Below are 13177 nucleotides of genomic sequence, written 5' to 3'. Positions count from 1 at the left end.
TAAGTTAAGACTTGGTTTGTTCTGACTGGCCAGCGGCCGAAGCTTGTTGTTTATCGTCAGATTTCACTTCCTGTGCTTTAACCTGCGCGCCAGGACGAACTTTTTGCAAACCAGTAACAATCACGCGATCGCCATCTTTCAGACCTTCCGTCACCAGCCATTTATCGCCAATCGCCTGGGTGGCGGTGATATTGCGCGTTTCGACTTTGTCGTCAGCCCCAACAACCAGCGCGCTCGCATCGCCGCGTGGCGTACGGGTGACACCCTGCTGTGGAACCAGAAGTGCGGTTGGATTCGTTCCTTCTTCCAGACGCGCGCGAACGAACATACCTGGCAGCAGATTTTTGTCAGGGTTCGGGAAAATCGCACGTAAGGTGATGGAACCGGTAGTCTGGTCGACCGTCACGTCAGAGAATTCCAGGGTACCTTCCTGCGGGAACTTGATACCGTCGTTGGTAATCAGCTCCACTTTGGCTTTGCCGTTTTCCTGTTTCAGGGTGCCGTTAGCCAGCTCCTGTTTCAGGCGCAGGAAATCGTTGCTGGACTGCGTCACGTCAACGTAGATCGGATCGAGCTGCTGCACGGTCGCCAGCGCAGTAGTTTGCCCGTTTTGCACCAGTGCCCCTTCCGTGACGGAAGATTTACCAATACGACCACTAATAGGGGAGGTCACTTTGGTATAGGCCAGGTTAATGCGCGCGGTTTCGACGGCCGCTTTGGCTGCCACCACGGCCGCGTTAGCCTGCTGTGCATCCGCCAGGGCAGTATCGTAATCCTGTTGGCTGATGTACTTCGTACCGAGCAGTTTTTGGTAACGGTTCAACGTCAGCTGAGCAATTTTGGCCGCTGCCTGTGCTTTCGCCAGGTCGCCTTTCGCACTTTCATAAGAGGCCTGATAGGTTGCTGGATCAATCTGATACAGAGACTCACCGGCCTTCACATCACCGCCTTCGGTGAAGTTACGCTTCAGGATAATGCCGCTAACCTGAGGACGCACTTCCGCAATGCGGTAAGCATTGGTACGGCCTGGTAATTCGGTGGTGATTTGTAGAGGTTCAGATTTGAGCGTCACGACGCCTACTTCTGGCGCCTGCTGAGCTCCTTGTTGAGCTGGTTTGTCGTCACATCCTGTTAGCGCTAAGCTGCCTGAGAGCATCAGAACGACCGCCAGAGGCGTTAACCCTCTGTTTTTGTTCATATGTAAACCTCGAGTGTCCGATTTCAAATTGATCAAGGGTCCTGAGTCTAAAAACCCATTGCTGCGTTTATATTATCGTCATGCTATGGTACATACATTCACAAATGTATGTAAATCTGACTCCTGTAAATTCACCCACCTATGGCACGAAAAACTAAACAACAAGCGCTGGAAACCCGACAACACATTCTGGATGTGGCAATACGTTTGTTCTCGCAGCAGGGTGTTTCATCCACCTCGCTGGCGCAGATTGCTCAGGCTGCCGGTGTGACGCGAGGAGCGATTTACTGGCATTTTAAAGATAAGTCAGATCTGTTCAGTGAAATCTGGGAGCTTTCAGAGTCCAGCATTAGCGATCTCGAGAGTGAGTATCGGGCAAAATTCCCTGACGATCCACTCTCAGTATTGAGAGAAATATTAGTATATATCCTTGAAGCAACGGTAGTTGAAGAACGTCGCAGATTAATGATGGAGATTATTTTTCATAAATGCGAGTTTGTGGGCGAGATGGCGGTGGTGCAGCAGGCGCAACGCAGCCTTAGCCTGGAGAGCTATGATCGTATTGAACAGAATCTTAACCTCTGTATGCAGGCAAAACTGTTACCGGCCAATCTCTTGACCCGACGGGCGGCAATCCTGATGCGCAGCTACATTTCAGGTCTGATGGAAAACTGGCTTTTCGCGCCGCAATCCTTTGATCTCAAAGAGGAAGCCCGCAGCTACGTGGCGATTTTACTGGAAATGCTACAGCTCTGCCCCACGCTGCGCAGCGACGCGCCTTCGCTAACGGCCTGATCCCTTTCCAGGATTTATCTCAGAGGATAATGTTCGCGCTATTCTGCTTTCAGCGAGCGTGATATTCTTCACGCCGGACTATTTTCGGTCATCTTCTGACATCATTCACAACTATGCTGCCCATCAATCGCTCGCAACATCCTGTTTTTGCATTGCTCTTTGCGATGCTGTTTTTCTTCGCTACGGCGCCGCTGACCTGGGCCCGCGCCGATAACAGCAACGATATTCCCTCGCGCGGCGATGTTCAGTCGCAGCTCGACACGCTGAACAAACAAAAAGATCTCTCCCCTCAGGAGAAACTCGTCCAGCAGGATCTGACGGAAACGCTGGAAACGCTGGATAAAATTGAACGCATCAAAGCGGAAACCGTCCAGCTTCGCCAGAAGGTGGCGCAGGCCCCTGAAAATATGCGTAAGGCCACCGACGCGCTGAATGCTCTCAGCGATGTGGATAACGACGACGAGACGCGTAAGACGCTCTCGACGCTCTCCTTACGTCAGCTGGAGTCCCGCGTCGCACAACTGCTCGACGACCTGCAAACCGCGCAGTCGGATCTTGCAACGTATAACAGCCAGCTTGTTTCTTTGCAGACCCAGCCCGAGCGCGTGCAAAACGCGATGTACGCCGCGTCTCAGCAGCTGCAGCAGATCCGCAACCGTCTGAACGGCACGACGGTAGGCGAGGGTACGCTGCGCCCGACGCAGCAAACGCTGCTGCTGGTTCAGCAGACCTTGCTCAATGCGCAAATCGAACAGCAGCGTAAAAGCCTGGAAGGGAATACGGTGCTGCAGGACACGCTTCAGAAACAGCGTGATTACGTCACCGCGAATATTAATCGCCTGGAACACCAGCTTCAGCTGTTGCAGGAGGCGGTAAACAGCAAACGCCTGACCCTGACGGAAAAAACCGCCCAGGAGGCCGTATCGCCTGACGAAACCGCCCGCATTCAGGCAAATCCTCTGGTGAAACAGGAGCTCGAGGCCAACCACCAGCTTAGCCAGCGCCTGATACTGGCGACGGAAAACGGCAACTCGCTGGTTCAGCAAAATATCAAAGTGAAGAACTGGCTGGATCGCGCGCTGCAGGCTGAGCGCAACATCAAAGAGCAGATTGCGGTCCTGAAGGGCAGCCTCCTGCTGTCGCGTATTCTCTACCAGCAGCAGCAGACGCTCCCTTCCGCCGATGAGCTGGAAGACATGACCAACCGCATTGCGGATTTACGTCTGGAACAGTTTGACGTCAACCAGCAGCGCGATGCCCTTTTCCAGAGCGATGCCTTTGTCGCCAAAATTGAAGAGGGGCATTCCAGCGACGTGAACCCTGAAGTGCACGACGCGCTGCTCCAGGTCGTCGATATGCGTCGCGAGCTGCTGGACCAGCTCAACAAACAGCTGGGCAACCAGCTGATGATGGCCATTAACCTGCAAATCAACCAGCAGCAGCTGGTGAGCGTCTCGAAAAGTCTGCAGGAGATCCTGACCCAGCAGATTTTCTGGGTGAACAGCAACAAGCCGATGGACTGGGACTGGGTCAAATCCTTCCCGGAGACGCTGAAAACGCAGATTAAGAGCATGAAGATCACCGTAAACTGGGAGAAAGCCTGGCCTGCGGTCATGATTGCTTTCCTGGCCGGTTTACCGCTGCTGCTGATTGCCGGTCTGATCCGCTGGCGTCTGGGCTGGCTGAAAAAATATCAGGCGAAGCTGGCCTCCGATGTGGGGCAGCTGCGCAACGATAGCCAGCTCCATACGCCAAAAGCGATTCTCATCGATCTCATCCGCGCCCTGCCGGTGTGTCTGATTATTCTGGCCGTGGGCCTGATTCTGCTCACCATGCAGCTCAACGTCAGCGATCTGCTGTGGGCGTTCAGTAAAAAACTGGCGCTGTTCTGGCTGGTGTTTGGCGTGTGCTGGAAGGTGCTGGAAAAAGATGGCGTGGCGGTGCGTCATTTCAACATGCCAGCGCAGCTGACCAGCCACTGGCGTCGTCAGATTGTGCGCATCAGCCTGGCGCTCCTGCCGCTGCACTTCTGGTCGGTTGTCTCTGAGCTTTCTCCGCTGCATCTGATGGATGACGTGTTGGGCCAGCTGGTCATCCTGCTGAACCTGCTGCTGATTGCGATCTTGATGTGGCCGATGTGCCGCGATAGCTGGCGTGATAAAGAGTCCCACAATATTCGTCTGGCCACCGTGACGGTGCTGGCGATCATTCCGCTGGCGCTGATGGTGCTGACGGCAACGGGCTACTTCTATACCACGCTGCGCCTGTCCGGGCGCTGGATTGAAACGGTCTATCTGGTGATCGTCTGGAACCTGCTCTATCAGACCGTGCTGCGCGGCCTGAGCGTGGCGGCTCGCCGCATTGCCTATCGCCGTGCCATCGCGCGTCGTCAGCATCAGGTGAAAGAAGGAGCCGAGGGCGCGGAGCCGCAGGAAGAGCCGACCATCGCGCTGGAGCAGGTTAACCAGCAGACGCTGCGCATCACCATGCTGGTGATGATCGCCCTGTTTGCGGTGATGTTCTGGGCTATCTGGTCCGATCTTATTACCGTTTTCGCCTATCTCGACAGTATTACCCTCTGGCAATACAACGGTACCGAAGCGGGCGCTGCGGTCATGAAAAGCGTGACCATGGGCAGCCTGCTGTTTGCGCTGGTGTCGTCGGTGGTTGCCTGGGCGCTGATTCGCAACCTGCCAGGCCTGCTTGAAGTGCTGCTCTTGTCACGTCTGAATCTCCGCCAGGGGGCGTCCTACGCCATTACTACGATCCTCAACTACGTGATCATTATTGTCGGGGCGATGACGGTCTTTGGCTCGCTTGGCGTCTCGTGGGATAAACTGCAGTGGCTGGCGGCCGCCCTCTCGGTCGGTCTTGGTTTTGGCCTGCAGGAGATCTTCGGTAACTTTGTGTCCGGCCTGATCATCCTGTTCGAACGTCCGGTACGAATCGGCGATACGGTTACCATCGGCACCTTCTCCGGTACGGTCAGTAAGATCCGTATCCGTGCCACCACCATCACCGACTTCGATCGCAAAGAGGTGATCATCCCGAACAAAGCGTTCGTGACCGAGCGCCTGATCAACTGGTCGCTCTCCGATACGGTGACGCGCGTGGTGATCCGCCTGGGCGTAGCCTATGGATCGGATCTGGAGAAGGTGAAAGAGGTGCTGCTGAAGGCGGCGTCAGAACATCCGAAAGTAATGCACGATCCGGCTCCGGCGGTCTTCTTCACCACCTTTGGGCCGAGCACGCTGGATCACGAGCTGCGTTTATACGTGCGCGAGCTGCGCGACCGCAGCTATACGGTGGATGAACTTAACCGCTCTATCGATCGTCTGTGCCGTGAAAACGATATTAATATCGCCTTCAACCAGCTTGAGGTTCACCTGCGCAACGAGAAGGGTGATGAGCATACGGAAGTGAAGCGCGACATTAAGGGTGACGATCCTACGCCTGCATAATCTATTTTCCCTCTGCCCTCAGGGGCGAGGGAACGATTTTCCCCCTCTCCCTCAGGGAGAGGGCCGGGGTGAGGGTAATTTACCTTCAAAATCCCGCCGTACAATCTCCAGCGCCTTAAGCACCGTTTCGGCGGGGATCTCATGATTCTCCAGCAGCATAATCAAATCGACGGCCAGCTTGACCTCATCGGGTGCATTTTCCAGCGACATGGGTGTGGCTCCTGTTAACGGGTCAAACGTTCAATGACGCGCTCAATCTCATCCAGCGCCTGACGGCAGCGGACGATGCGTCCTTCCAGCGCGCTAATCTCGCGCATCAATAGCTGCTGCTCTTCCAGCGTTTCGTTGTTGTTCAGCCGCGTCTCGCGCTCGCGCTTCATCTCAAACAGCCGGCGCTCAAACTCCTGGTTTTCCAGCCGCTTGCGCTGCCATTTACCGAGCCCCGGCGAGGCGCTGTCCCAGGTGCGCAGCGGCCAGGCGGCGATTTCGCGATGCAGAGCGGTGATCTGCTCTGTGAGATGCTCCGCAAGCCACGCCACCTGTTCCTGCTGTTCACTCTCAACCGCATGGCGAAGCTCGTCGAGGTTGCTCTGCGTTTCTGCCAGATAATCCTGAATGACGGTGCTGCGGGTACGAAAAAGCTGCCGGTCAAAGCGCGGTTTCAGCGTGGCGTGGCCCATCAGCGGTGTAGCCTGCTTCCGCAGAGCAACGAGCTGATTTTGCAGCCTCTCAAGAAGCAGTGCTGTTTTCAAGGCGCTCTCCAGTGGTAAAGTAGCCGTTCAGTTTGATAACGATTCGCATTATGAAGCGTACTATTTTAATCATCATTGGCTGGCTCGCGGTAGTGCTTGGCACGCTGGGCGTGTTTTTACCCTTGCTGCCGACCACGCCGTTTATCCTGCTGGCGGCCTGGTGCTTCGCCCGCTCGTCGCCGCGTTTTCACCACTGGCTGCTCTATCGCTCGTGGTTTGGCGGCTATCTGCGGCACTGGCAAAAACACCGGGCCATGCCGCCCGGCGCGAAGCCCCGCGCGATCGTGATGATCCTCATCACCTTCGCTATTTCATTATGGCTGGTGAAAATGATGTGGGTACGTATTCTTCTGCTGGCGATCCTCTCCTGCCTGCTTATCTTCATGTGGCGGATCCCCGTGGTTGATGAAAAGCAACAAAAGCACTGAAGCCTTATCATGACTGTTGCAATTATTGCGCACAGCCAGTAAATTCGACCGTTTTCGAGCACAGGTGCGCCTGGTCAAAGGTTAAACAATTGTTGCCTTGGCCGACTCGTTGCGCGCTGTGAGTAACACTGTTTCATTTAGGCAAAACCGATGACCGCAACTGCACAGCAGCTTGAATATCTGAAAAACAGCATCAAAAGCATCCAGGACTATCCAAAGCCTGGCATTCTTTTCCGTGATGTCACCAGCTTGCTGGAAGACCCGAAAGCGTACGCGCTCAGCATTGAACTGCTGGTCGAGCGTTATAAAAACGCCGGGATCACCAAAGTAGTAGGTACCGAAGCCCGTGGCTTCCTGTTTGGCGCACCGGTTGCGCTGGCGATGGGCGTGGGTTTTGTGCCGGTGCGTAAGCCGCGCAAACTGCCGCGTGAAACCATTGCTGAGAGCTATGAACTGGAGTACGGCACCGATCAGCTGGAGATCCACGTTGATGCGATCAAGCCTGGCGACAAGGTGCTGGTGGTCGACGATCTGCTGGCAACCGGTGGTACCATCGAAGCGACCGTGAAGCTGATCCGTCGTCTGGGTGGTGAAGTGACCGACGCGGCATTCATCATCAACCTGTTCGATCTCGGCGGTGAACAGCGCCTGGAAAAACAGGGCATCACCAGCTACAGCCTGGTGCCTTTCCCGGGTCATTAATCCCGGTTTTCACAACCTCGCTCAATGGGTGAGGTTGTGATAGCATTCCCCTCCATAAATTCACCTTCCAGCGTTGCAGAGCCTGCCCATGAGTTATCAGGTGTTAGCCCGTAAATGGCGACCACAAACCTTTGCTGACGTTGTCGGTCAGGAACATGTGCTGACGGCCCTGGCGAACGGCTTGTCGCTAGGTCGCATCCATCACGCCTATCTTTTTTCCGGCACCCGCGGCGTCGGTAAGACCTCTATTGCCCGTTTGCTGGCAAAAGGTCTCAACTGCGAAACCGGGATCACCGCCACGCCGTGCGGCGTGTGTGATAACTGCCGGGAGATCGAGCAGGGGCGTTTTGTCGATCTGATCGAGATCGACGCCGCCTCGCGCACCAAAGTGGAAGATACCCGCGATCTGCTCGATAACGTACAGTACGCCCCGGCGCGCGGCCGCTTCAAGGTCTACCTGATCGATGAAGTGCACATGCTGTCACGCCACAGCTTCAACGCCCTGCTGAAAACGCTGGAAGAGCCGCCCGCGCACGTGAAGTTCCTGCTGGCGACCACCGATCCGCAAAAGCTGCCGGTCACGATCCTGTCGCGCTGCCTGCAGTTCCACCTTAAGGCGCTGGACGTTGAGCAGATCCGCGCGCAGCTTGAGCACATTCTTGATGAAGAGAAAATTGTCCACGAACCGCGCGCCCTGCAGCTGCTGGCCCGCGCGGCGGACGGCAGCCTGCGTGATGCGCTCAGCCTGACCGACCAGGCGATTGCCAGCGGTGACGGCAAGCTCTCCACCGAGGCGGTCAGCACCATGCTCGGCACGCTGGATGACGATCAGGCGCTGTCGCTTATCGAAGCGATGATCGCCGCCAACGGCGAACGCGTGATGTCGCAGGTGAACGCGGCCGCTGCCCGGGGTATCGAATGGGAAGGACTGCTGGTTGAGATGCTCAGCCTGCTGCACCGCGTGGCGATGCTGCAGCTTTCTCCGTCCGCCATCGGTGCGGATATGGCCGCTATTGAACAGCGGATGCGTGAGCTTGCCCGCACCGTGCCGCCTGCCGACGTGCAGCTGTATTACCAGACGCTGCTGATTGGCCGCAAAGAATTACCGTTCGCGCCGGATCCACGGATGGGCGTTGAAATGACGCTGCTGCGCGCGCTGGCATTCCATCCGCGCATGCCATTGCCGGAGCCGGAAGCGCCGCGGCAGTCTTTCGCGCCGGTCGCCCCTACGGCGGTGATGTCGCCGCAGCAGGTGCCGCCGCAGCCGACGCCGCCGCCACAGCAGAACGTTCCGCTGTCGGATGCCACCAGTTCGGTGCTTGCCGCACGCAGCCAGCTGCAGCGTGCGCAGGGAGTAACCAAACCAAAAAAGAGTGAACCGGCAGCGCCAGGAAGAGCGCGGCCGGTGAACAACGCCGCGCTTGAACGTCTGGCCTCGGTAACGGAGCGCGTACAGTCGCGTCCTGCACCGTCCGCGCTCGAGCAGAAAGCCCCGGTGAAAGAAGAGGCTTACCGCTGGAAGGCAACCACCATCACCGAAGCGGTGAAGGAAGAGGTCGCCACGCCGAAAGCGCTGAAAAAGGCGCTGGAGCATGAGAAAACGCCGGAGCTTTCCGCGAAGCTTGCCGAAGAGTCGATTGCGCGCGACGCCTGGGCCGCCGAGGTCAGCAAACTCCAGCTGCCGAAGCTGGTCGAGCAGGTCGCGCTGAATGCCTGGAAAGAGCAGGACGGCAATCAGGTGCGTTTGCACCTTCGTCCTGGTCAGCGGCACCTCAATTCCCCTGGCGCGCAAAAGGCGCTGGCGGAGGCGCTCACCGCATTACAGGGCGCACCGGTTGAATTGACTATCATTGAAGATGATAATCCGGCAGTGAAAACGCCGCTCGAGTGGCGCCAGGCCATTTATGAAGAAAAGCTCGCGCAGGCGCGCGAGGCGATTATTGCGGATAACAACATTCAGACCCTGCGCCGGTTCTTCGACGCCGATCTGGATGAAGAGAGTATTCGCCCCATTTGATCGTGAGTCTGACTTACGGTTGTAATCCTTAAACGTGAAAGAAGAGAGAAGCCTATGTTTGGTGGAAAAGGCGGTCTGGGTGGCCTGATGAAGCAGGCTCAGCAGATGCAGGAAAAAATGCAGAAGATGCAGGAAGAGATCGCTCAGCTGGAAGTCACGGGTGAGTCCGGTGCCGGGTTGGTCAAAGTGACCATCAACGGTGCGCACAACTGCCGTCGCGTGGAAATCGACCCGAGCCTACTCGAAGACGACAAAGAGATGCTGGAAGATCTGGTTGCAGCCGCGTTTAACGATGCCGCTCGCCGTATCGACGAAACTCAGAAAGAGAAAATGGCCTCTGTTTCCAGCGGTATGCAGCTGCCGCCTGGCTTCAAGATGCCATTCTGATGCAAACCAGTCCGCTGCTCACGCAGTTAATGGAAGCACTGCGCTGCCTGCCTGGCGTTGGCCCGAAGTCGGCGCAGCGCATGGCGTTTACGCTATTGCAGCGCGACCGCAGCGGCGGGATGCGCCTGGCGCAGGCTTTAACCCGCGCCATGTCAGAAATTGGTCACTGTGCGGATTGCCGCACTTTTACCGAGCAGGAGGTGTGTAACATCTGTACGAACCCGCGTCGTCAGGAAAACGGTCAGATTTGCGTGGTGGAGAGTCCGGCGGACATCTACGCCATCGAACAAACCGGGCAGTTTTCCGGCCGCTACTTCGTGCTGATGGGGCATCTCTCCCCGCTGGACGGTATTGGCCCGGATGATATCGGTCTTGATCGCCTTGAACAGCGTCTTGAGTCCGAAACCATCAAAGAGGTGATCCTCGCCACCAACCCAACGGTGGAAGGGGAGGCAACCGCCAACTACATCGCCGAACTGTGCTCGCAGTACGGCGTTGACGCCAGCCGCATTGCCCACGGCGTGCCGGTGGGCGGCGAGCTGGAAATGGTCGACGGCACCACGCTGTCGCACTCTCTGGCCGGGCGTCACAAGATTATTTTCTGACCAAACGGAGGCTGCGCGCGCGGCCTCCGCTTGAAAATTCCCCCCCTTATCCCCATCTCTCACTCAACGTTTTAAAACCCCATTAAATGGCATTGTTGAGGTCGACATAGATGAAAGGACAAGAAACCCGTGGTTTCCAGTCAGAAGTAAAACAGCTTCTGCACCTGATGATCCATTCCCTGTATTCCAACAAAGAAATTTTCCTGCGTGAGCTGATTTCCAACGCCTCGGATGCGGCGGACAAGCTGCGCTTCCGCGCGCTGTCTAACCCGGATCTGTACGAAGGCGACGGCGAGCTGCGCGTGCGCGTCTCGTTTAATAAAGAGAACCGCACCCTGACCATCGCCGATAACGGCATCGGGATGAACCGCGACGAGGTGATCGACCACCTCGGGACCATCGCGAAATCCGGCACCAAGGCGTTCCTGGAGTCCATGGGCTCTGACCAGGCGAAAGACAGCCAGCTCATCGGCCAGTTCGGCGTCGGTTTCTACTCGGCGTTCATCGTGGCGGACAAAGTCACCGTGCGCACCCGTGCGGCGGGTGACAGCGCTGAAAACGGCGTGCTGTGGGAATCCAAAGGGGAAGGCGAGTACACCGTTGATGACATCACCAAGGCGGATCGCGGGACCGAAATCACCCTGCACCTGCGCGAAGGGGAAGACGATTTCCTGAATGACTGGCGCGTGCGCTCCATCATAAGCAAATACTCCGATCACATCGCGCTGCCGGTTGAGATTGAAAAACAGGAAGAGAAAGACGGTGAAACCGTGGTTTCCTGGGAGAAGATCAACAAGGCGCAGGCGCTGTGGACGCGCAACAAGTCTGAAATTAAAGACGACGAATACAACGAGTTCTACAAGCACATCGCCCACGACTTTACCGACCCGCTGACCTGGAGCCACAACCGCGTGGAAGGTAAGCAGGAGTACACCAGCCTGCTGTACATTCCGGCACAGGCACCGTGGGACATGTGGAACCGCGATCACAAGCACGGCCTGAAGCTGTACGTGCAGCGCGTGTTCATCATGGACGACGCCGAGCAGTTCATGCCGAACTACCTGCGCTTTGTGCGTGGTCTGATAGATTCCAACGATCTGCCGCTGAACGTCTCCCGTGAAATTCTGCAGGACAGCACCGTCACCCGTAACCTGCGCAACGCCCTGACCAAACGTGCGCTGCAGATGCTGGAAAAACTGGCGAAAGACGATGCGGAAAAATATCAGACCTTCTGGAAACAGTTCGGCCTGGTGCTGAAAGAAGGCCCGGCAGAAGACACCGCGAACGTTGAAACGATCGCCAAACTGCTGCGCTTCGCCTCTACGCATACCGACTCCTCCGCGCAGACCGTGTCGCTGGAAGAGTACATCTCCCGCATGAAAGAAGGGCAGGAGAAGATCTACTACATCACCGCCGACAGCTACGCGGCGGCGAAGAGCAGCCCGCACCTGGAGCTGCTGCGTAAGAAAGGCATCGAAGTGCTGCTGCTCTCTGACCGCATCGACGAGTGGATGATGAACTACCTGACCGAGTTCGACGGTAAGGCGTTCCAGTCCGTAGCCAAAGCCGACGAGTCCATCGACAAGCTGGCGGATGAAGTGGACGAAAGCGCGAAAGAAGCCGAGAAGGCGCTGGAGCCGTTCGTTGAGCGCGTGAAAACCCTGCTGGGCGAGCGCGTGAAAGAGGTGCGCTTCACGCACCGTCTGACCGACACTCCGGCCATTGTCACCACCGATGCGGACGAAATGAGCACCCAGATGGCGAAGCTGTTCGCTGCGGCGGGCCAGGCGGTACCGGAAGTGAAATATATCTTTGAGCTTAATCCGGATCATCCTCTGGTGAAACGCGCGGCGGATACCCAGGACGACGCCCGCTTTGCCGAGTGGGTTGAGCTGCTGCTGGATCAGTCCCTGCTGGCCGAGCGCGGCACGCTGGAAGATCCTAACCTCTTCATTAAACGTGTGAATGCGCTGCTGCTGGCGTAATTGACCACGCCTCCCCTGGTCTTCTCCCTCTCCCGTGGGAGAGGGCCGGGGTGAGGGCTCCAGACCGCACTAACCCAAATAATCTCCCTCCGTTAACCGTTTCAGCCTTCCCGCCTTCCTTGAGCGATGTCCGTTCTGGTGGTATTGTTTAGCGCTTTTGAAAAATTGAAACGACTTTTGAGGGGATTTTCGCAATGCGTATTATTCTGCTTGGCGCTCCGGGCGCGGGTAAAGGAACTCAGGCTCAGTTCATCATGGAGAAATACGGTATTCCGCAAATCTCCACCGGTGACATGCTGCGCGCCGCTGTAAAATCTGGCTCCGAGCTGGGTAAACAAGCGAAAGACATCATGGACGCAGGCAAGCTGGTGACCGACGAGCTGGTGATTGCTCTGGTCAAAGAGCGCATTGCTCAGGAAGATTGCCGTAACGGTTTCCTGCTGGACGGCTTCCCGCGCACCATTCCTCAGGCTGACGCCATGAAAGAAGCGGGCATCAACGTGGACTACGTTCTGGAGTTCGACGTACCGGACGAGCTGATCGTTGACCGTATCGTTGGCCGTCGCGTACACGCTGCTTCTGGCCGCGTTTACCACATCAAATTCAACCCACCTAAGGTTGAAGGCAAAGACGATGTGACCGGCGAAGAGCTGACCACCCGTAAAGACGATCAGGAAGAGACCGTGCGTAAACGCCTGGTGGAATACCATCAGATGACCGCGCCGCTGATCGGCTACTACACCAAAGAAGCGCAGGCGGGTAACACCAAATACGCCAAAGTTGACGGCACCAAAGCCGTGGCTGACGTACGTGCAGAGCTGGAAAAAATCCTCGGCTAATCGCGCGC

At 56.8% G+C, this 13177-nt stretch carries 11 protein-coding genes, 1 pseudogene and 1 other annotated feature; of the genes and pseudogenes, 9 read left to right on the top strand and 3 right to left on the bottom strand.

The window, feature by feature from the left end:
- Positions 1 to 4: 4 nt before the first annotated feature.
- Positions 5 to 1198: a multidrug efflux RND transporter periplasmic adaptor subunit AcrA gene (acrA, locus tag ACOTZC_RS16295; protein WP_023310601.1), complete on the bottom strand. Its 1194-nt coding sequence runs from the start codon at positions 1196 to 1198 to the stop codon at positions 5 to 7.
- Between the two features lie 141 nt (positions 1199 to 1339).
- On the opposite strand from acrA, the gene acrR reads away from it, so the two are divergent.
- Both acrR and mscK read left to right on the top strand, forming a co-directional pair.
- A complete protein-coding gene (gene acrR, locus ACOTZC_RS16290) occupies positions 1340 to 1993 on the top strand; it encodes a multidrug efflux transporter transcriptional repressor AcrR (RefSeq protein ID WP_023310602.1) in 654 nt (217 codons plus the stop codon).
- Between the two features lie 113 nt (positions 1994 to 2106).
- Positions 2107 to 5454, top strand: a complete 3348-nt coding sequence (gene mscK / locus ACOTZC_RS16285; protein ID WP_421635881.1) for a mechanosensitive channel MscK — start codon at positions 2107 to 2109, stop codon at positions 5452 to 5454.
- Between the two features lie 41 nt (positions 5455 to 5495).
- On the opposite strand, the pseudogene rsmS reads toward mscK, so the two are convergent.
- Positions 5496 to 5664, bottom strand: a pseudogene (rsmS, locus tag ACOTZC_RS16280) (pleiotropic regulatory protein RsmS); the annotation flags it as partial.
- A gap of 14 nt (positions 5665 to 5678) precedes the next feature.
- Positions 5679 to 6206 carry a primosomal replication protein N'' gene (gene priC, locus ACOTZC_RS16275; RefSeq protein WP_248201285.1) on the bottom strand — a complete coding sequence of 176 codons (528 nt, stop codon included), beginning with the start codon at positions 6204 to 6206 and terminating at the stop codon, positions 5679 to 5681.
- Positions 6207 to 6256: 50 nt separating this feature from the next.
- Between priC and ACOTZC_RS16270 the strand changes: the two genes are divergently transcribed.
- From ACOTZC_RS16270 to adk, 7 genes are all read left to right on the top strand, one after another.
- A complete protein-coding gene (locus tag ACOTZC_RS16270; protein ID WP_023310606.1) occupies positions 6257 to 6634 on the top strand; it encodes a DUF454 family protein in 378 nt (125 codons plus the stop codon).
- Between the two features lie 150 nt (positions 6635 to 6784).
- Entirely contained in the window at positions 6785 to 7336 is a 552-nt protein-coding gene (gene apt / locus ACOTZC_RS16265) for an adenine phosphoribosyltransferase (RefSeq protein WP_000127359.1), read from the top strand.
- Between the two features lie 88 nt (positions 7337 to 7424).
- Positions 7425 to 9353 carry a DNA polymerase III subunit gamma/tau gene (gene dnaX / locus ACOTZC_RS16260; RefSeq protein WP_047173826.1) on the top strand — a complete coding sequence of 643 codons (1929 nt, stop codon included), beginning with the start codon at positions 7425 to 7427 and terminating at the stop codon, positions 9351 to 9353.
- Positions 8683 to 8747, top strand: a sequence feature (DnaX frameshifting element). It overlaps the preceding gene by 65 nt.
- A gap of 54 nt (positions 9354 to 9407) precedes the next feature.
- Positions 9408 to 9740 carry a YbaB/EbfC family nucleoid-associated protein gene (locus ACOTZC_RS16255; protein ID WP_003858972.1) on the top strand — a complete coding sequence of 111 codons (333 nt, stop codon included), beginning with the start codon at positions 9408 to 9410 and terminating at the stop codon, positions 9738 to 9740.
- On the top strand, positions 9740 to 10345 hold the full coding sequence (gene recR, locus ACOTZC_RS16250) for a recombination mediator RecR (protein ID WP_023310608.1): 606 nt from the start codon (positions 9740 to 9742) through the stop codon (positions 10343 to 10345). The genes ACOTZC_RS16255 and recR overlap by 1 nt, the downstream gene beginning before the upstream one ends.
- 110 nt (positions 10346 to 10455) lie before the next feature.
- The gene (gene htpG / locus ACOTZC_RS16245; protein ID WP_126302947.1) at positions 10456 to 12330 is read left to right on the top strand and encodes a molecular chaperone HtpG; all 1875 of its coding nucleotides are present in this window, start codon (positions 10456 to 10458) and stop codon (positions 12328 to 12330) included.
- 194 nt (positions 12331 to 12524) lie between these two features.
- On the top strand, positions 12525 to 13169 hold the full coding sequence (gene adk, locus ACOTZC_RS16240) for an adenylate kinase (protein ID WP_006809841.1): 645 nt from the start codon (positions 12525 to 12527) through the stop codon (positions 13167 to 13169).
- Positions 13170 to 13177 lie beyond the last annotated feature (8 nt).

It is taken from the genome of Enterobacter cloacae complex sp. SHL009 (assembly GCF_049237205.1).
Taxonomy (GTDB): Bacteria; Pseudomonadota; Gammaproteobacteria; order Enterobacterales; family Enterobacteriaceae; genus Enterobacter; species Enterobacter cloacae_M.
The sequence above is the reverse complement of the archived record's forward strand: the minus strand, read 5'-3'. Positions and strand labels throughout refer to the sequence as shown.